We start from the raw sequence: 20,891 nt of genomic DNA, 5'->3' as shown, positions 1-20,891 counted from the left end.
TTTTTGTTAGAATTTCAGTTGATAGGGGCATTGGAACTCTTATCTTGTTTGGTTAAAAAATAAATGCAACAAATAGATATTTCATATTATTTCGTAGCATTTATTTTTACGGGATTTCTAATACCTATATTTTCCATGTCTGATTTAGCTCAGTAATTCTAAATTATAAGAAATTGTCTAGTAGTAATTACATTTTTTTACGGAGGTAGCTTAGATGTTCGGGAGTCATATTAAGATAAGTAGCAATATCCTTAAAAGAAATGTACTCGGATAAGTTAGGGAATTGTTGTAAAAAATTGTCATAACGTTCTTGTGCAGATAGTGATAACATTTCAACAACTTTTTTATGTTGAGCAATTAAAGCCCCTTGATATATTTTTCTGAAGAAAGTCTCCATTATTGGATGTTGAGATAAAAGTTTGTCATATGAATTTTTTGATATTCGAAGCACTTCAGTATCTACTATTGCCATTATTGAATAATCTGAAACGGTTCCGTTAAAAAAGGAATTTAAATCTGAAGCCCACCATTGTGGGGGAAGAAATATTATTGTGTGATCTTTTCCATGTTTATCAGTATGATAAGTTTTAACACAGCCAGAAATAATAAAATATTGATAATTACAGACTTCACAAGGAATTTGTAAATAGTTTTTTTTTTCGATTTTCTGATATTCAAATGATTGGATAAGTGCTAATTTAAGTTCTTCATCTGTTTCTATATAGTTTCCTACATAGTTTAGAAAAAAATCGTTAGGCATAATGATTATTTTTATATTATACGTTCGTACAATTACAAATTTTATACCATCAGGCAGGCCTACTTATTGTAATAAGCCGTCATTTGATCTCTTAAGAATTATTAAGAAGTAATTAGTAATTGATAAATAATTTTGTTTCAAGTTTTAAAAAGATACATATGGAACGAAGAGAAGCTATTAAAATTGGTGCATTAACGATGGCTACAGGTTTAATAGGAATTACAACTAATGCTATGAAAAATACTCTAGATAATTTTGGGGTAGATTTGGATTATGATAATAATCAGGAAGGTGATTTTGATGAGGATAAGCCTTACGATTTTATTATTGCAGGAGCTGGGTCAGCGGGTGCTGTATTAGCAAATCGTTTATCAGAGGAAAAGAAGTGGAAGATTTTGTTAATAGAGGCAGGATTGGATTTTAATCCCGAAAGTAATCCGGAACTTATTTATAGTAGCAATATAATTGCTGCAAATTTGGATAAGAGATATGATTGGGGTTATAAAAGTACTGAACAAGAATATGGTAATGTTATTATTGCACCAAGAGGAAAAGGAGTTGGAGGCAGTTCTAATATCAATGGTGCAGTAGCAGTTCGAGCTTTAAAATTTGATTTTGATCGTTGGACAAAAATGGGACTTGAAGGTTGGAAATTTGATGATGTACTACCATATTATAAAAAAATGGAAAGTACAGAACATGGATCAGATAAGTGGCATGGGAGAAAAGGACCTTTTCCTATTCATCAAATGGAAAAGCATTATATAACGCCAGTGCAAAGTGCGGTTGTTGATACTGCAGTTGCTATGGGATATAATGAAGTTATGGACTTTAATGATCCGAATGAAAATAATGGAGCGGGTCCTATTCCTATGAATGTTATTAATGGTGTACGTGTAAATGTAGGGATTGCTTATCTTAATAATCAAGTAAGAAAACGTAATAATCTCCATATTTTAAGCGAAAGCTTAATAGATAAAGTAATAATAGAAAAAGGAAAAGCAAAGGGTATTTTATTAGCAAATGGGAAGCGAATTTTTGGGAGAGAAGTAATACTATCTTCAGGAGCTTACGGTAGTGCTGCAATTTTAATGCGATCTGGTATTGGACCAGCGAAGGACCTAAAGGAGTTGGATATTGATGTCGTTTTAGATGCCCCAGTTGGAAAGCGTTTACTTGACCATCCTTTTTACTGGATGAATTTTGCGGCAGTACCGGAGAAAAATACAAGAATACATCCTGTAGTAGGATCGCAGCTCTGGACTAATTCTACTAGAGCTTCCTCAAAGAATGAGCTTGATATAGCTATCTCACCATCACATTTGGTAGACCCTTCTACTAGCCCTACAAAATCAATATTTACTCTTGGATTGGAACTCATGAACTGTCAGTCAGAGGGATCAGTTAAATTGGCGAGCAAAAATCCAGCTGATATGCCGATTATCGATTTTAGGCACCTAACATCAGAGGAAGATATGTTACGGATGATAGAATGTTTTAAAATTGCCCGTAAAATGGTTACAGTTAGTCCATTAAAGGAGTTTTATCATAGCGAAATTTACCCAGGCTCTGATGTTCAAAGTGATGAACAGATTAGAAAAGCCCTATTAAGTGGAGTATCCACACTCCAGCATCCTTGTTCAACAGTTCCAATGGGTAAAGAAGGAGGTGAGAATTCAGTAGTAGATGCTGAAGGACGTCTATATGGTATACAAAATCTAAGAGTTGTTGATGCTTCTATATTTCCTGAAATTCCTCTTATCAACTTAAATCCTCAAGTTATAATGGTAGCAGAAAAGATAGCGGATAAAATTAAAGGTAAAATTTAATTAAACAAAGTTACAAGAGCAAGATTAGAGGTTACTGATTAATAAGGTGGATGCTTTTATTAAATCCTTATAAATGAATTTTCTTGACACTAATTTATCACACTCTCGAAACTCAGAACTTTCAGGGAGGGTTGGAAAGAAATAGTTAATGGAACTTTTGTATAGGATTATGATGAAGTAAAATTACATTAATAAATTCAAGTATAGCGAACCTATGGATAAAATAAACCGGCCTATTGAAAATGATTCAAATATTTTGAAGGATATTCGGTCTTTTCTTATAAAGATGAATAGTGAAAATCCCAAAACAAATGATGAAATGAGTATAGAAGATACTAGAGATATGCTTATTAAAAGTAGTACATCTATGAACTTTGATTACTCAGATATTGATGTTTTCAATATGGATATTCAGCAAGACGGGATATCTATAAATATTAATATTGTAAAGCCAAAAAAGGCAGAAGGGCAACTTCCCGTATTTATGTTTTTTCATGGTGGCGGTTGGACTTTTGAGGATTTTTTAACTCATAAAAAATTGGTAAGGGATCTGGTTGTTGAAAGTGGAGCTGTAGCAGTATTTCCAAATTATACCTTGTCTCCTGAAGTAACATATCCTATTGCTCTTAATCAAGTATATGCTGCTACAAAGTGGATTTCTTTTCATGGAGACAAAATTGGGGTTGATGGGAAGAAATTGGCTGTCGTTGGAAATAGTGCAGGAGGAAATTTAGCAGCAGCAGTAGCTTTAATGGCGAAAGATAAAAAAGGGCCTAATATTCTGTATCAGATTTTATTATGGCCTGTCACCGATTCTGATTTTTCTCGAGAGTCATATAAAAAATACGGACAAGATAGGTTTTTAACGACTGAAACAATGAAGTGGATGTGGGATAATTATGTTCCTGACCTGATTAAAAGAAAGGAAAAGTATGCTTCTCCAAATCAAGCGTCTATTGAGGAGTTGCAAGGACTGCCTCCAGCGCTTATTCAGATTGCTGAGAATGATATACTTTATGACGAAGGAATAGAATATGGTCGAAAGCTTGACGAGGCAGGAGTTGCAACTACAATTGCTGTTTATAAGGGATTAATCCACGATTATGGTAAGTTAGAACATCTTTCACATATTCAGTCTGTTAGGGATTCTGTTACACAGGTAGCAATAGCTCTTAAAAATATACTTTTTAAGTGAAAAAAATGAGTTGGGCTATTTGTATTTATTCCTATCTGGTAGATTTTATTAAAATATGAGTACAATTAATATTAAGGAAAACAGCAATAAAAATTATGGGAAAAGTTATAGGAATTCTTGCAGGAAGTTTGCATAGAGATTCATTTTCAAAAAAATAGCCAAAACAATTAAATCCTTTGTCCCGCAGGAGGGATATGAATTTAAAATTATTGATTTGGAAGGATTACCCGTGTACAATCAAGATTTTGATACCGACAAAAATATTCCTTGGGCTATTGAAAGATTTAGGGCAGATATGCAAAGTGTAAATGGTGTTATATTTGTAACCCCGGAATACAATAGATCTGTTCCCAGTGTTTTAAAAAATGCAATTGATATAGGCTCAACACCATTCGGAAAGAGTATTTGGAACGGGAAACCGGCAGCAATTTTCAGTCATTCTCCTGGGAATATTTCGGGTTTTGGAGCTAATCATCATTTAAGACAAAGTCTTGTATTTCTTAATATGCCAACCATGCAACAGCCAGAGGTTTATATTACAAATAGTGATGCGCTGTTTTCTGTAAATGGAGTTATGATTGAAGGCAGCACAAAAGATTTTGTAAGGAGTGCAGTGAACTCTTACATTAAATGGTTTGAAAAAAGCTACAGTACTATTTAGATTACTATCGGAAGTGTCAAAAAGAAGAGATAGAGAGATGCTACTTTTCACAAAGTTATTTAAGCCCCCTGCTATTCTGGGAATTCTTGTTCTTAAATAACTTATCACTTTAAAATTGAAAATAACCAATAATACAAAAAACGGTTAATAGCCTTTTGTATTATTGGTTTATTTTTTCAATAATTATTATTAAAAAGTAATATTATATTAGATCAAGTGCTAGCAAAGCTGTTTTTTTCGTCGTTAAGCATCTTTTTACGTAGAAAACTTAAGTGCTCCGGTGTCATATTTAGGTATGAGGCAATATCTTTATACGAAACATGTTGAATAACTGAGGGGTATAATTTAAGAAAATTTTCATATCGTTCTTGGGATGTTAAAGAAAGGATGTTTACCAGTTTGGTCTGTTGCGTTGTGAGTGCTCCTTGCAATATATTTCTGAAGAAAGTTTCCATTATTATATGATTAGCCAATAGTTTCTCAAATGAGGGTCTTGATATTTGTAAGACTTCTGTTTTCATAATTGACATTATTGAGTAATCTGAATGTAATCCATTGATAAATGAATTCAGATCTGAGGCCCATAGTCCTGGGGATAAAAATGAGAGAATATGATCTTTCCCATTTTTATCCGTATAGTATGATTTAAGACATCCTGAAATAATAAAATATATAAAATTACAAGGTTCTCCAGCCAATTGTAAATGAGTTTTACTTTTTATTTTCCTATATTCAAAAAGCTTAGTAAGAGATACTTTTAATTCATCATCTACTTTGATATATTCTTCGACATGCTTTAAAAATAATTTGTATACCATTTGTTATTGTTTATTATATATACTGTACTTAGGTTATTATGACTAATAATTTATCATATCTCTTTTCAATGATTGATCAACAAGATTCTATTTAATAGAGTACTGTTATTTTAATTTCTAATATAATCCCTATATAGTCAGATAAGTTGTATAAGAAATAAATTATATCAGGCTTAAAGTATTTAATATGCTATATGATACATATTTGCCTATGATATTTAAATTTAGACAAAAAGATGATGTACTATCCTTAAGATATCTTAAGAAAATTTAAGCTCTATGGGTAAAACAATATAAAATTTTTGCGTAGCAATATCTATTCAGAATATTTGTTTCTAATTAGGGAAATTATAAATTGTTATTAATTAGCTTGTTAGTGCAAATGATCGGCAGCAGATGAATGCAAAATAGATAATCATTTAATATAATGAAAATTATATTTTAAGGATGGAATTATTAATTATTCATTCTGAGACTGGGCTTATTTTTAAAATAATCTTATCTATCTAATGAGTTTGAGCAAATTCATAAGTATTAAGTTGTGGTTTCTTTGCATAGTATATTCTAACTAAAAGGATAATTTTGACAAAAGTAAAAATCACTTGTATTATTTAAAAGCAAACTAGTATCACATTAATATCACTTATTGGATTTCATAAGATTTCTATGATGGGAATGAATGTATAAATGACGACCTTTAGCTAGTTTACTTTGTTCGTAGAACTTTGAAGCTTTTTATCATATATTTTCAGGGCATATTACCATTATCAAAGAACTTATTTTGGAATAATTGTAATAATGAATAAAATTTATTTCCTGAATTTGTGATTTGATATGAATTTTATTTAACTTTACATTATTCTGTTATGAAAAAATAATGGGTTTTCTTAATTGTACTATAATTGTTAATGATTTCTGTTCTTAAGAAATCTTAAGAGTATTTGAGCTGTATCGTAGTAATTTTGCAAAAGATATTACATAGTAGTGACTAAGGATATTTTTTTTGATCAATATGGGAAGGGTAATTTTTTCAAGTTCATTTTGATCTTAGATAGTTCTAATGCGATTATTCATTAAAATAATAATAATCATAGTCACAAAAGCTTAAAATTACATCTATAGAAAAATCTTAATTCTAAAAAAGTTAGGTCTTTTCTATACACTTATTATTATATAATAGCAACTTATAATTTAATAAATTATCACAGATGAGAAAAACACTATTACTAATTTTCGGATGCTTTTGTTGTATTGCTTTGAGCGGTCAGGTAGGCATCAATAATACGAATCCCAAGGCTACATTAGATGTAATGGCCAAAAACAGTGATGGGAGTAGCGCGGAGGGTCTTCTTGCCCCTCGTTTAACAGGCGATCAGATTCAATCAGGCAATTCCCGTTATGGTTTGGATCAGGCGGGAACTCTTATTTATGCCACTTCTGGAGTAAGTAGCCCAGATGCTGTAACTCAAAATATTACCACTGCTGGTTATTATTACTTTGATGGTACTGCCTGGCAGGTTTTGGGAGGTAGTGCAGGAGTCTCTGATTATAATATTTATGATTCAGATGGATCTCTTTCGGGTAATCGTCAGGTTGATTTGTCAGGAAAGAACCTTGGTTTTACAGGCGGTAATGTTGGTGTTGGAATTGCAGTAGCGGATGCTTCAGCAATATTAGATGTAAGCAGTACGACGCAGGGTTTTGCTCCTCCTCGTGTTACCAAAGTACAAAGGGATAATATTGTATCCCCAGTTTCCGGTTTGATTGTTTATTGTACAGATTGTGGAGTGGGTTCTACGGGTTGTTTATCCCTGAATTTGGGAACTCCTGGAGCACCTAACTGGAGCTGTGTAGGCTCTACAACATCTTCTACCGTGGTAACTTCCGAATGTACCGGTTTTTCAGGTACCTACACTTCGGGCTCAGCCTTATCAGGAGCCAGTTATAAAGTAACGGTAACGAATAATTCTTTTTCTTCTGCGACGATCAATTTTTCTTCGGGAGATTTGGTTTTAAGTGGTATTACAGGTCTAACGGTTGGTACTCCCACTTTTTCAGGAGGATCAGTAAGTGGGAGTAATGTTACTTTGACTTCTGGGCAGACAGTTGTTATAAGCTATCCTATTACGGGTACTCCGGGAGCCAATGGTACCCTTACGGGTGTCTGGACAAAGCTTTCCCTTTCTTGTACGAGTAGCCAAATAGTAGGTAAGGGTACTGCCCGTTTTACTCTTCCTCAAAACCTGTATGTTGCTTCTGTGAATTTGGGAGGAACAGGAGATGTCCAGGGAGTTGTAGATAACGGATCTAATAAGCTTACGATTCAAGTCCCTTATACTGGAGGGAAAGGTAGTTATGACGCTTATACGAGCGCATGGATTTCCAATAATTCAGGAAGTGGCCAGGGAGGAGACACTAATAAGTTTAGGGTTTCTTATCCTGCGGGAACGTTTAGTAGTTCGGGAAGTATTGCGGTGAGTATTGAGGTAGATGGGGATGGTAGTTTTAATGCCTTAAAGCTTCTTCCTGGAAATACTATGGTTTTGGGAACGCTTCCTTTTGCTCACAATGGCATTTATGATGGCGATATCATCATCCATATTGTAACGTGTGGAGCATTTATAGCACCGGGAGTCTTTAAGGCGTTTATGTGTCATAATTTAGGGGCTGATATGAATGCAGATCCCTTCCAACCTTCGGCCTCTATTCACGGAGCTAAATACCAATGGGGAGCTAAGACAGGCCAGGCAGGACGTTATATAAGCCAGGCGGATGATCAGGCTAATAGTGGTGCTATTGGAGGATGGATTAGTTCTCCGCTTCCTAATAACAGCTGGTCTGATACAACGAAGACTGCGCAGGATCCATGTCCTGTAGGATATAGGGTTCCTACAAATGACCAATGGCAGAAGGTGATTGCTAATAATAGCTTCACTACTACAGGGACCTGGACAAATAGCCCAACGAATTACAGCAGTGGAGGCAAGTTTGGAAATACATTATTTCTGCCAGCCGCCGGCAGCCGTAACAACGTGAATGGAGCCCTGTTCAGCCGTGGCAACAACGGGTACTATTGGAGCAGTACGCAGTACGCAAGTGCCTACGCCTACAACTTGAACTTTGGTAGCACCGGGGTGAATGTCATCACAAACCGTACAAACGGGTACAGTGTTCGTTGTATTCAGGAATAGGTTTTCATTTTTCATATTAAGCAAACCCTTGGTGGCTTTTGCCACTAAGGGTTTTTTTACTATTTAATGTCCCGGTTTAGGGATAAACTGGATTTTTCTTACCATACTTAACTTATAGTTGAGCTTTGTTTATCGTGTATTTTTAAGAATAGTCCGTGTTATAGATGTAGTTTATCAAAATTTACAGATCATAATTTTTATCTATGAAAAAAATAATAGTATTAATTTTAGGGTTTTTCTTTTTGGTATCCAAAGGGCAGGATATTGCAATGGATTTTCCTTATTTTAAAGGCAAGAGCTACGATTTTGTGCTCTTTCAGGGGAGTGAGGCCAAAACAGTGTTCCAAGGGACAATTCCTGAAAACGGGAAGTTTATTTTACATATTCCCAAGGAGTATGCTCCCTATCGGGGTATGAGTCGTTGGCTTATCACCGGGAGTAAAGAAGGGGGCGGACTTGATCTGCTGATCCCGGGGCACAGCTTCTCGGTAAGCTGCAGTGAAGAAAAGCCCACGGATAAGAACATTATCTACACCAATAATACGGAAATCCCTGAGCTTAATAGTCTTTATAAAAAAGAGCAGGCGATCTTCGCCAGATATGGAGCCATGCTCCAGGCCACGAAATCTTTTTCAAAGACGGATAAAAACTATTTGATTTTTGAAAAAGAGGCTCAAACTCAAGTTCAGGCTTATGGGGATTATCAGGGAGAGCTAAAGAAAAACAAGAGTTATGCATCAGGCCTTATCAATATCATTAATATTACCCAGGGTATAGGAACTGGTCTTTTTGAAGCGGAGGAAGAAAAGGCAAAAAACATCAGTGATTATATTACCAGGGATCTCGATTGGGACGCCCTGTATACTTCCGGGCACTGGACGGAGGTGATCGCTTCCTGGGCAGATATTCATGCCTTAGTATTGGAGGATCCTAAGTCCTTTGCCAAAGATGTAGAAACCGTAAGCTCCCGAATCAAAAATCCTGCGGAGTATAGGGATTTTGCAGAAAGACTGGCCGTGGCGTTCACCCGTAACGGGAGAGATGATTTTATCAGTGCTATTACGCCCATCATCAGGGCTTGCGGCAAGATAAGTTCTTTCGAAGGCCCCTTATCTGTTTTTGTATCTGCAGCAGTAGGAATGCAGGCTCCAGATCTTGATCTTCGTGCTTCGGGATATAAAGTTCTTAAAAGTAGTTCCTTTTCAGGAAAGGGTTATGATAAAACACTATTACTTTTTTACCGATCAGATTGTGGTCCCTGTGAAGATCTTTTAAAAGATCTTAGTGGGAAATATGATATGCTAAAATCAAGAGGGGTTCATATAATCTCTGTCTCCGGTGATCAGGCAGAATCGTTATTTAAAGAAAAGGGCAAGGAATTACCCTGGGAGGATAAATATTGTGATTATAAAGGTTTTGAAGGGGTTAATTTTAGAAATTACGGTATATCGGGTACCCCTACTGTTTTTCTAATTGATGGTGAGGGTAAAATAATAGAAAGAAGGGCTTCCCTAACGGATATTATGGGAAGGTTATGATAAGATCGTAAAATAGAAAGTTTTGCTTTCATAGGAAAAAATAAAAAAATAGAAGTATTGATAACAAAAGATAAAATATTTTCAATGAGTATTGATGAAGCTTTCATAGAAGAACATTTATTAGGAAAAAGCCCTAAAGAAATAGTTTGTTTTATGTCCAAAGTTCCAGATGCAGAAAAGGGTAATGAGTGGATGTATGTTACTAAAAAATACTTGTGGGGGATGTATAAAAGGAGGCTTTATTTGTATTTTCATAATGGAGTGGTGAGCGAATATTATTGTGAGTAACAAAAAGTGGAAGATCTGGATAATCCCCTTGGAATTATAATTAATAGAGCGGGATCGATGAACACAAGATAACCTATAATAAATAAACTAAAATCCATAAAAATGAAAAGAGTACTATTAATCAGTATGTTGTTTATTGGAAGTTTGTATAATGGACAAATAGCAATAGGAAAGTCTGAGCTTACTAATGAGTCTGTTTCTCTGGAGTTCTCTGATGCAGAAAACCGGGGTCTTATCCTGCCTTATGTAGAAGATAAGACAGGTATCACCGAAAATGGGACTTTTATATTTGATACAACAGACAAAAAGGTAAAATTATTAAGTAGTGGTGTATGGCATGATTTGAGTGTTGATCCGGGAGGAGTTGTAGATTTAAGCGATCAAAAGGATAGGGAAGAAAATGCAGACGGTAAGGTGGGTATTGGTAAGCAAAGCGCTGTTATGGGTATTCTGGTCCTTGAGGACAGTGATAAGGCCATGATTCTCCCTAAGGTGGCTAGTCCCCATTTAAATATCATCAATCCTTCTGCCGGAATGATGGTGTATGATACAGTAGCTCGTCAGTTAGCCGTTTATAATGGGAGTGTATGGTCTTTTTGGAAGCCATAAAACCATAAAAAAACCATAAAAGATATGGCGTTATAGCTACAGTTATAGCTATTAATCATAGGAGGTAAGTTGTCATGATCATTCTTTATTCTTTACCTATTCTTTCAAAACAGAAGTCTATCTTTTTTAAAAAGATGGACTTCTTTATTTTATTTAAGCTTATAAAGTTTTTAGATTTATCATTCTCTTAATATTTCTTAAGTTAATTATTGATGCTATAAGCTAATTTTGTAATACAAGCTATTCTATTTCAGTGCTTTGGATAAATGAGTGATTGATTCCCGTAAGTATTTATTTTTAACCGTGTCATCTAATTTACAGCTTGATAATTCGGAGTGATAGAATTTGGATTTTTATGATAGAGAGCTGTTCTTGAATTTTTAAGAAAAAAAATATAGACTTATACCCAACAATTATCTCAACATTTTAAAGTGAGCAGAAATGCTATTATAGTTGGAAGACAAGATTTTTAGTTTAACTAAACCTTGGATGTTAAATTACTTAATAAGAGATACTAACATATTTATAAAATATAATTAATTATATGGGAAAACAAGAAAATACTATAGGTCAGAAATATGATCATATTGTAATAGGTGCAGGGTCAGCCGGATGTATTTTAACAAGGAGATTACTTGACGCGGGTAAAAAAGTTTTGCTTATTGAGGCTGGGCCTATTGATAATAAACCCGAAATACATGATCCAATGGGATCTATAGCATTATGGAATTCGGATGTTGATTGGGCCTTTGAGACAGAGCCTCAAAAATTTGCTAATAATCGTAGGTTACCCTTTCCCAGGGGAAAAACTTTGGGAGGGAGCAGTTCATTTAATGGAATGATCTATGTAAGAGGTGCAAAACAAGATTTTGATACCTGGGCCTATTTGGGAAACCATGGTTGGGATTATGAATCAGTAAAAAATAATTTTAAAAGATTCGAGCAATTTATTCCTGAAGAGGATGCTATTAATAAGGATGAATTGGGAACTAAGGGTGATTTGCCTATAACTTTAAATCCCCAACCGACCGATATTACAAAGGCGTTCATTGCCGATGCTGTTGATTTGGGAATTCCTTATAACCCAAATTATAATGATGGTAATGAGATGTTTGGGGCCTATCATACATGGTTAACCCTTAAAGATAACAAAAGGATGAGTAGTTGGGTTGCTTTCCTGGAGCCTTTAAAAAATCATCCTAATCTTACTGTTTTGGTTAATGCCAATGTTACTCGGGTAGTATTTTCTGGCGAAACAGCAGTTGGTGTAGCATATACCATTGATTCTTCCGAAGATGAAGAACAAGCTTATGCGAAAGATGATATTATATTAAGTGCAGGTTCAATTAATACTCCAAAGATATTAATGCTGTCAGGAATAGGAGATCAGGAGCATCTTAAAGAAGTAGGTATTAGTTCTAAAGTACATTTACCAGGTGTGGGACAGAATTTACAAGACCATATTAATGTTCCGCATGTATGGGAGACACATGAAAATATTCCTCTGTCTAAAGCCCAAGGTTTGGAAGGAACATTTTTTTGGAAAACAAAACCAGATATGAAGGTACCGGACATGCAACCAATTCTTATAACATTTCCATATCCCATGGAAAAATCACCTGAAAATGGTTTTACAATTGTTTCAACATTATTACACCCACAAAGTAGAGGGATAATTAAACTAAAATCAAACAACCCCAATGATAAACCTATTATTGATCCGAGATTTTTAGAAGATCCGGATGATTTGAATGCACTTGTACTGCAAACGCTTTTTCTTCGTAAATTAGTTACTGGAAAGCAAATGGGGTCGCTTATTAAAAAGGAATTTTCTCCAGGAGCTGAAGTTGATAGTATTGAAGATCTTGAAAACTTTATTAAGGCCCATGCTGTCAGTGATCACCACCAAGTGGGTACAGCTAAAATGGGTGTAGACAAAATGGCAGTTGTCGACCCACGGTTAAAGGTATATGGTGTTAAGAATCTTAGAGTAGCTGATGGCTCTATCATGCCAATGATAAACACAGGTAATACAAACGCAGCTTGCATTATGATCGGAGACCGTGCTGCTGACTTTATACTAAATTCGGAAATATAGTGTTATTTTAATATTGAATATTTGATTAGTTTTTAAAGGCCTGGATTAAAATAATCCAGGCCTTTTATATAAGATATCATAAAAGTAAATAATTCACATATGATAAAATTCTTAAAATATAATATATATGATAAATACTTTCGTATATGTATAGATTTTATATTAGAAAGTATATAGAACAAAGATAAATGGTGAAAAATCTTCCTTTTACTTGGAGCTTTTTTATACAAAAAAACATTAAATTCAATAGAAAGTGAATAATATTTCTTAAGATTATTATCAGTTGGATGATTTACCTTTGTTTTACAAAAGAAGATTTATTAATATAAGTGTATTTACTTAAATCCGGAGTTACTCTTCACTAAGTATGATGTTGCTTTAATTTTTATTATTAGATGTACTTAAGTATGTAAGTGCATCAATAGCAATTAAGGGTAATATCTGTTTCTAATACATAAAATTTAAAGGAAATTAACAATGCGGAAAGATAGATTTCTAGGGCTCATTTTATTCATTTTTTTAGTGACCTTGAAGGGATTGCATGCACAAACGATTAATTGCCCGGGCCCGACTTTAAATATACCAGTAAACGGTGAAGTTATAGTTAATGAGATTAAGGTTACAACTGTTTCAACAGGAAATGTGGTCAGCTTTAACGACAGCTATCCAACATGTGGGGGGAGATTGAGTGAAAAATCTCTTTGGGTTGGTCGTACTGCTCCTTTGGGACCAAGTGAAGGAACTGAATGGGCGGTTACATTTTTGTTTGATGAACCCGTTAATAATTTGATTTTTATTTTGGGAGCTACGGGAGAAGTTAATAATCAAGATTTTGTTTTTAATTCTAATGGGGGGGCTGTATCAATTTTTTCTGATAACAGTTGTTATTCGACCATTATAGATAACGCGATATTTTCGGGGAGTGGGGCACAACATGGCGGAGGCGGAGGCCTATTCGAAATACATGCTCCTACAGCTTATACTCAATTAACAGTTAGCGGATTGGGAGGAGATGGAGGTTCGTTATTATCAATTTGTACTGCCAGTATTGTATCTGCTTTAAAAATTTCGTCTATTCATCCCAGTACTCAAACAGTATGTAAAAATACTGTTCCGACACCTATTACGGTTTCCGTATTATCTTCGGATTCTGAAGTTTTATCTTACCAGTGGTTTAAGAATTCTGTAGACAGTAATATGGGAGGGACTATTATTAATGGAGCGAATACAAATACTTTTATTCCTCCTGCTTCCTCTTCTTCTAAAACAGATTATTATTATGCAACTGTTACTAGCAGTGAGGGTAGCAAAAACTCTCCTACTGCTAAGGTGATAACAACAGACTGTCTTTGTTATAAACCTGGAATTACAGAAGTTTCTAAAAAATCTTTGGATAGTAAAATGGGGATATCCTCTCTGAATAAAGGAAAAGATGTTGTTGGTTCTGACCATTGGCCTTTGACAAGAAAAGGGGCTTGGCTGGTATTGGAATCTAAATTTAAAGGATTGGTAGTAAATAGGGTGCAATTTAATAGCTTGGGAAATCCGGTCGGAATTCCTCCTTCAGATTTTGTAGAGGGAATGATAGTATATGATATGACAGACAATTGTTTGAAAATTTATACTTCAATTGATGAAGGAGCAACATTCGCTTGGCGGTGTATAAATACACAAGCATGTCCAGATAGAATAGGGGGATAGATAGCCCTACGTTATAGGTTTTTTTTATTACTTGTGATCATTATTAAATGTTCTATGAGTTCTTTTTTTCATAGTTTTGTGTTTGATACTGGGAATCTATTTCCCAGTATTTTTATTTTCTATTAATGAATATGAATATTGGGAAAAGTAAAACCAGAAATGTAACATTTCTGGTTTTATATCATTTTAGATGTTTCCTATCCCAACTTGGCTAAATTATTCATTGGATAATAAGTAAAACTTTTAGTGATTATGATTAGCTTTAAGAATATTAGGAAAATTGAAAAATATAAGATTATCTCTGTATCTCGAAATTATTAAGTGCAGAAAATGAGTTTTGTATATTTTATTTATTATAAAATGAGAAAATTTTCCCTTGTTACTTTTTATTTTTATGGGTAGCCCAGAAGTTAAGAGAGGGGATATTATTTTCCATAAAGTGTTCAAAGCAGCTTATAGAAAAAATATTGCTTATAGGTCTTGGGAAATATACTAATTCAGTATTAATAATATTTTTTCTTCCATTTTGTAATAGTATTTCTACTGATACTGAAATGTTTAGCGGTTTGTGTATTATTCAAAAGGTTATTTTTTTGATAATCTAACATTTCTATTATTGAAGCACGATCATATGAACGAAATTTTTGACTTTGTGTATTCGATTCCTGATTAGTTAATCCGTATATTTTTTGATTTATTTTAATGATGTCTAATGCAGTAAGAGTTGTCTTTTGTAATGCCTCTTCAAATTCTGTAGCTTTTTCGGGAAATTTTTTAGAAATAATATCCAAATAAATTTTACCATAATTAATTGATGTTTTTTTATCTTCCATACTTTTAACTTTATTTTGAAAATTGTTCGTTGATTTTGGGACTGTATTTTACCAGCCACCTATATAGAGTTGTTTTTGGAATTCCATACTCTTGAACTACTTCTTTTCTGGACATCTCTCCTTTTATCACAATTTCGATAATGTAATCTATGAGTTCTTTGGTATAAATATTTTTTCTAAATTGAGGAACGGTAGATTTTTTTTTAACATTTTCTCGTTCTCTTTTCGACGGTGGGGAATATAAAATCAAATGTTGTGAGAAGATTCTGAAGAGATCATATTCCAAAAGCTTTGACCATCTTAATAATATTGTTGAATCAAGGCTTTCAGAGTTGTACATATCATTAATTTCCGCTTCCGTAGCATTTAAGAAAGTGCATATACGGGATATTTTAATTTTATCCTCCAATACTATTTGTTTAATGAGAGTTCCAATGTGGATATCTTTTACGTTATTCATAACAGTTTAGATATACGGTTATTTATACTAGCAAACATAGGGTAGGGAATCAAATTTTACAAATTAATAGATATCACATACCTTTCTCTGTTTTAAATTAATGATTTGTAAACCAATATATTATTTATAATGTTGTTTAATTATGATCCATTGCCTTGTTTTTCATCCATAAATAAATATCCTGATCAGAAGGAATATTAAGCTTCTTACGGAGTCTGTTTTTCCTAAGCTGAACAGCTCTAGGAGTGACAAAAGTGTACTGCGCAATTTCTTTAGTTGAAAAATTTAAGTATAGGTATCCACAAAATGTAAGCTCCCGGGTCTGAAGTTTGGGATCTATTTTTAGTAGAGTAGGAATAACTGTTGGGTATACTTCATCAAATCGTTTGATAAACTCCGTGCTATTTTCTTTGGCTAGCCTTATTACTTCATCAAATGCTTCATTTATTTTCTGCTCTAGTGATAAATTTTTTTCTTCTTTCTCTGCTATTATACTATTTTGAATGTTAATTTTGTTTTTTATTAAACGTTGTCGTCCTGTAAAATAATAAAAAATTAAGATCGAAATAATGAGAGTTAATAATACAAACCAGATGAGATATTGAGTTATATGGGTTTTTGATTTCGTTTTTTCATCGGTAATTAAATTTTCAACAGCCTCTTCCTGATTATTTGAAATCTGTTTTATAGATTTATCCTGAAAATCTATAATTTTAGCATTAAATTCATTGGATTTTTCCATATTTCCTTTTGATTGATAAACATCAGCAATGCGATGATAAATAAAGGGATATGCCTTTGTGAGCCGTAGCTCTTGAGTATTTTTTAATGCTGTTGTATAGTAGTATAACGCTGAATCAGGTTGATTCATTTCCTTTTTCATATCTCCCCAAATTAAATAAGTGAAGTTTGTACTTTTGAATTTTCTGGCTTTTGCAATTTTCAGAGACTTCTTTAAGCAGTATTCTACTGAGTCATAGTGTTTATTTGAAAGTTGGGATATTCCAATTAAATTATAATTTGTAGTAATTTCTTCTGTTGGCACCCTGGACTCACCTATGATATTAATATTATGTTTAGTTTTTGCTAAGTAAAACCGAATAGAATCCTGATTATTTTCAGCAAGATATAAATAAACCAAATTATTATATGCTTTAATTTCTTGTAGAACTATGCTTTTTTTATCTTTAATTTTGTTTATAAATTTAAAACCTTGTTTTTGTATCTCAACTGCCTTTCCAGGCATCATTAGAGAGCTATATATATTACTCCTTTTTATATAAATATCAGACATTAATATTGGGCTCTCCTGGGAATACTCTTCTTTTTCTGCCGCTAATAAATATTGTAGAGCAATATTTGGTTTCCCGATGTCAAAAAGGGATTGGGCAATATAAAAATTGCTGTATGCGATGCCATAAGAGTAATGGATTTTTTGGCTTTTTAGTAAGGCTTTATTGGCACTTTTTTGGCTGGCTTTAAAATCCATTTCCTCGTATTGCTTTTTAGATAGAGCTAAAAAACGCTTAATTTCTTTTGTTTCATTAGTAGAAGCTCGCTGAGTTACTAAATGGGGATCAATTTCTTGGCTATGAAGATTTACAAAAATGCATAATAGCAAAAAACAATATGGAATTTTTTTCATGTGTACAAATTATAGTGATAATTAGTTCTATATATCATACCTTCTAATAAGTTATACGAACAGTATGAATTTAGGCCAGCAAAAATAGAAATATCAAAAAATACTTTATGACGTTTGGTTAAAAGTGATATATATGTGATATCTCGTATTTACAAATAACAGTACAATGATGATAAAATTAATAATATTCTTGTTTATGTACAATAATAATTATGAGAGTAATAGGATATTTTAAAATGTTCTTGAAAACAGTTTGAGAAAGTTTAAAATACTTTAATGAAAAGAGATATTCATGTGATAATTTACATGTTTTTATAAATGTGGATTTTTGTAAAAAAAATTAAGATATGTGTTTTCGTTTAGCTGTTACATGGGTAACATTACATTTATTATTTCAATATTCTTATGGTCAAATTCTTAACAAACCGGAAAGTGTTGATTTTGATCCTAATACAGAAACTTATTATATATCCAATATTGGAGGAAGCTCTGGAGGTTTTATTGTTGTTGATTCTAAAAAGAAAACAACTGAGGTGAAAAAGGAAGGAAAAGGACAATATTTGGGAATTAAACGCTATGGAAAATATATTATATGTGCTATTGACCAAGATAATACAAAAGAAAATGGATTGTCTGATGAAGTAGCATTATATGATGCAAAAAGTTATAAACTGATTAAAACAATATCAATACCAGGTGCCATACAGTTGAATGATATTGAAGTTGATGAACGAGGGGTGGTTTATGTGACTGATAGAGGAGCTAATCAAGTATATGAAGTTAATATTGTTTCCGGTTCTTTTAATCCGTTATTAAAAGAAAATAATATTTTAACTCCTAATGGTCTTTTTTATGATTTGAAAACAAAACTTCTTTATATATGTACAACTAATGAAACTAATAATGCAATATATATTTTAGATCCCAAGAGTAGAAAAATAGAAGATAAGATAGCAATACCTTTCTCAAATTTAGATGGAATAATAATTGACAAGAATGATAATATCTATGTCTCTTCATGGTCGAATGATTGGAAATCTTCCCGGATATTGAAATTGGGCTCCGATAAAAAATCTATAAGCGTTTTGATGGAAAATGAAAATGGAATGGCTGATATTGCCTATGATAAAGTAAACAATCGTATTCTTATTGCTTGTATGTATAAAAATACTATACAAGTACTTCATTTATAGATACTTAAAATATTGGTATTGATTCATTAATGGATATCTGTAGTTCTAATGTATTGGTTAAATTCAGTTGTACTGCTACATGTAATAAGGTTTGATTATTATATGTATGATGAAAAATTTTAATAAAATTGTATTAGTGATATTAATGTGATACTTATATTTTTTAGATTTAAATTAATAGTTTTTACTTTTGGCAAGGATTATAAGCAGACATTGAATGTTGAGTTACAATATTCTAAATAATTATATTGATGAATGCTTAATTAGGGAACGGGCGAATCCAAGAAAATGATTCTAAAAACACAAAATTATACTCCTCCTTCGCCTGTTTTCCTAATAAAATATGCTTTTTAATATTACCTAGTAGCTTAACAAATCCAAATTACATTATTTGAGAAAATATTAACTTAAAACTATTCAAATGAAAAACAAGACCTTTTTATTTGGAATCCTTGGAGGGATTTCATTTTTAAATGCACAAGTTGGTGTTAATACAACATCACCAGGGGCTACCTTAGATGTCGTTGCTAAAAATACATCTACAACAAGTGTTGATGGAATTATTGCTCCTAGGGTTGACCGATTAAAAGCTTCGACTATGGTGGGAGTTCAAAATGGAACGTTTATTTATGTAAATGATGCTTCTACAGGAACGGCAACAGGGCAAGCGGTTAATATCAATACAACAGGTTATTATTATTTTGAAGGCAGTACATGGCAAAAGTTTGCCGGCGGTGGCGGATCATCGGGTGCTAATATTTATACAACCGACGGAAGCCTTACAGGTAATAGAAATGTAGATTTAGGAGGCAATACTTTAAGATTTAGTGGTCCCGGAAACGTGGGAATTGGAACCACAGCTCCCAACAATGATGCTATCCTTGACACATCTGCACCAAATAAAGGGTTTTTAATGCCTCGAATTGCTCTTACAGGTACGAATGCCAGTGCTCCTTTATCTTCACATACTGCAGGAATGTTAGTATACAATACAGCTTCTGCCGGAGTATCTCCTAATGATGTAACTCCTGGAATATACTATAACGATGGTACAAAATGGTATAAAACCAATCAAACAACTGGCACTCAAAGTGGATCAAGTGTAAATTATCAGGGCTTTATTAATGCAAGTACAGCTACAAATTCTGTTATACAATTAGGAAATCTTCAAGTTAGATATAATGGAACAAATACTGCTGGAACGATTTCCTTCAGGAATATAGGTAGCCATCCAATTTATGCTTATTATTTTGCCGTTTGGGGACATACTAGTAATTCTAGTACAACTTATGATGGTCCATATACATTACAACCCAATGTTTGGGTAGAAACCTATAGTTATGGATCTCAAAACTCTGAGGGAACAATCATGCAGTTAGACACCTATGATCCATCCCCTGCTGATGGTACAACGGTTAAATCCTATAATCTTTCTACCCGAATGTTTTATGCTTCTGAAGTAGGAGCAGTAGGAGACTACATGTTTATGAGGTTTTTTAGAAATTAGTTGTATGATAGTCAGAAGAATTTTAAATAGTTGAATCACTATTGATTATGTGTTTTAATATGCTTGTCTGACAAAGGATGGGCGGGTGTAGATATTACTAAATAGAGAAAAGGAAACTTTTATTATAACGAAGGATATAGTAAATGGTCATGTTTCTCAAAGCGAAAGATAGAAAATGCATCGTAAAAATTAATAGCGCGTTCAATGATAAAAGCTTGCTTGAAAGCTTACTAAAGTAAGGATAATTCTATTTATTTTTTACTACTATGGATTAAGCATGGTAAATTTAAAGTTTTAAATAGCATTCCAGATATTACAATCAATGTAATTGATTACATATAATGGTGTAACTTATCAAATGGTAATAAGGGACCATAACTATGCTCAACACCGTGGAACAATCACAAAAGTGTAACCGGTAAGTGGTATGTTGATAATACTTTCTCTGTTGTACCATATCTAGGCCAATAATCCTTAGTTAATAAGTTTTATGCATTATTTTGTACTGGCTATATTGATGACTTAATATTATCAAGGATCTAACTAATTTGCGTCAATATCTAAA

16 protein-coding genes are annotated in these 20,891 nt (G+C 33.1%); 11 read left to right on the top strand and 5 right to left on the bottom strand.

What is annotated here, in order from left to right:
* Positions 1 to 187 precede the first annotated feature (187 nt).
* The gene (locus MTQ00_RS22230) at positions 188 to 760 is read right to left on the bottom strand and encodes a Crp/Fnr family transcriptional regulator (RefSeq protein WP_273651029.1); all 573 of its coding nucleotides are present in this window, start codon (positions 758 to 760) and stop codon (positions 188 to 190) included.
* A 158-nt stretch (positions 761 to 918) separates the two neighbouring features.
* Here MTQ00_RS22230 and MTQ00_RS22225 point away from each other — a divergent pair, with 158 nt between their 5' ends.
* The 3 genes from MTQ00_RS22225 (at position 919) to MTQ00_RS22215 (ending at position 4,445) form a co-directional block, all read left to right on the top strand.
* The gene (locus tag MTQ00_RS22225) at positions 919 to 2,589 is read left to right on the top strand and encodes a GMC family oxidoreductase (RefSeq protein ID WP_273651030.1); all 1,671 of its coding nucleotides are present in this window, start codon (positions 919 to 921) and stop codon (positions 2,587 to 2,589) included.
* Between the two features lie 214 nt (positions 2,590 to 2,803).
* Positions 2,804 to 3,784 carry an alpha/beta hydrolase gene (locus tag MTQ00_RS22220; protein ID WP_273651031.1) on the top strand — a complete coding sequence of 327 codons (981 nt, stop codon included), beginning with the start codon at positions 2,804 to 2,806 and terminating at the stop codon, positions 3,782 to 3,784.
* Between the two features lie 142 nt (positions 3,785 to 3,926).
* Positions 3,927 to 4,445 (top strand): NADPH-dependent FMN reductase, encoded by a 519-nt coding sequence (locus MTQ00_RS22215; RefSeq protein ID WP_337249984.1) that lies wholly within the window; start codon positions 3,927 to 3,929, stop codon positions 4,443 to 4,445.
* 212 nt (positions 4,446 to 4,657) lie between these two features.
* On the opposite strand, the gene MTQ00_RS22210 is transcribed toward MTQ00_RS22215, so the two are convergent.
* Positions 4,658 to 5,263 (bottom strand): Crp/Fnr family transcriptional regulator, encoded by a 606-nt coding sequence (locus MTQ00_RS22210; RefSeq protein ID WP_273647225.1) that lies wholly within the window; start codon positions 5,261 to 5,263, stop codon positions 4,658 to 4,660.
* A 1,208-nt stretch (positions 5,264 to 6,471) separates the two neighbouring features.
* Here MTQ00_RS22210 and MTQ00_RS22205 point away from each other — a divergent pair.
* The 6 genes from MTQ00_RS22205 to MTQ00_RS22180 all read left to right on the top strand — a co-directional run bounded on the left by MTQ00_RS22205 (position 6,472) and on the right by MTQ00_RS22180 (position 14,688).
* On the top strand, positions 6,472 to 8,454 hold the full coding sequence (locus MTQ00_RS22205) for an FISUMP domain-containing protein (RefSeq protein ID WP_273651086.1): 1,983 nt from the start codon (positions 6,472 to 6,474) through the stop codon (positions 8,452 to 8,454).
* A 203-nt stretch (positions 8,455 to 8,657) separates the two neighbouring features.
* Complete coding sequence (locus MTQ00_RS22200) at positions 8,658 to 9,992, top strand: peroxiredoxin family protein (RefSeq protein WP_273651033.1); 1,335 nt, start codon at positions 8,658 to 8,660, stop codon at positions 9,990 to 9,992.
* Between the two features lie 57 nt (positions 9,993 to 10,049).
* Entirely contained in the window at positions 10,050 to 10,280 is a 231-nt protein-coding gene (locus tag MTQ00_RS22195; protein WP_273647230.1) for a hypothetical protein, read from the top strand.
* 102 nt (positions 10,281 to 10,382) lie between these two features.
* Positions 10,383 to 10,889, top strand: a complete 507-nt coding sequence (locus tag MTQ00_RS22190) for a hypothetical protein (RefSeq protein ID WP_273651034.1) — start codon at positions 10,383 to 10,385, stop codon at positions 10,887 to 10,889.
* 544 nt (positions 10,890 to 11,433) lie between these two features.
* Positions 11,434 to 12,987 carry a GMC family oxidoreductase gene (locus tag MTQ00_RS22185; protein WP_273651035.1) on the top strand — a complete coding sequence of 518 codons (1,554 nt, stop codon included), beginning with the start codon at positions 11,434 to 11,436 and terminating at the stop codon, positions 12,985 to 12,987.
* Positions 12,988 to 13,464: 477 nt separating this feature from the next.
* The gene (locus MTQ00_RS22180; protein ID WP_273647236.1) at positions 13,465 to 14,688 is read left to right on the top strand and encodes a hypothetical protein; all 1,224 of its coding nucleotides are present in this window, start codon (positions 13,465 to 13,467) and stop codon (positions 14,686 to 14,688) included.
* A gap of 503 nt (positions 14,689 to 15,191) precedes the next feature.
* Here MTQ00_RS22180 and MTQ00_RS22175 read toward each other — a convergent pair.
* From MTQ00_RS22175 to MTQ00_RS22165, 3 genes are all read right to left on the bottom strand, one after another.
* The gene (locus tag MTQ00_RS22175) at positions 15,192 to 15,521 is read right to left on the bottom strand and encodes a helix-turn-helix domain-containing protein (protein ID WP_273647237.1); all 330 of its coding nucleotides are present in this window, start codon (positions 15,519 to 15,521) and stop codon (positions 15,192 to 15,194) included.
* Positions 15,522 to 15,531: 10 nt separating this feature from the next.
* Positions 15,532 to 15,981 (bottom strand): helix-turn-helix domain-containing protein, encoded by a 450-nt coding sequence (locus tag MTQ00_RS22170; protein WP_273647238.1) that lies wholly within the window; start codon positions 15,979 to 15,981, stop codon positions 15,532 to 15,534.
* A 136-nt stretch (positions 15,982 to 16,117) separates the two neighbouring features.
* Positions 16,118 to 17,626, bottom strand: coding sequence for a helix-turn-helix transcriptional regulator (locus MTQ00_RS22165; protein WP_273647239.1), 1,509 nt, complete (start codon positions 17,624 to 17,626; stop codon positions 16,118 to 16,120).
* Between the two features lie 347 nt (positions 17,627 to 17,973).
* On the opposite strand from MTQ00_RS22165, the gene MTQ00_RS22160 reads away from it, so the two are divergent.
* Together MTQ00_RS22160 and MTQ00_RS22155 are read left to right on the top strand one after the other, a co-directional pair.
* On the top strand, positions 17,974 to 18,819 hold the full coding sequence (locus tag MTQ00_RS22160) for an SMP-30/gluconolactonase/LRE family protein (RefSeq protein ID WP_273647240.1): 846 nt from the start codon (positions 17,974 to 17,976) through the stop codon (positions 18,817 to 18,819).
* A gap of 421 nt (positions 18,820 to 19,240) precedes the next feature.
* Entirely contained in the window at positions 19,241 to 20,326 is a 1,086-nt protein-coding gene (locus tag MTQ00_RS22155) for a hypothetical protein (RefSeq protein ID WP_273647242.1), read from the top strand.
* Positions 20,327 to 20,891 lie beyond the last annotated feature (565 nt).

The organism is Chryseobacterium sp. B21-037 (assembly GCF_028570785.1).
GTDB lineage: Bacteria > Bacteroidota > Bacteroidia > Flavobacteriales > Weeksellaceae > Chryseobacterium > Chryseobacterium proteolyticum.
The sequence above is the reverse complement of the archived record's forward strand: the minus strand, read 5'-3'. Positions and strand labels throughout refer to the sequence as shown.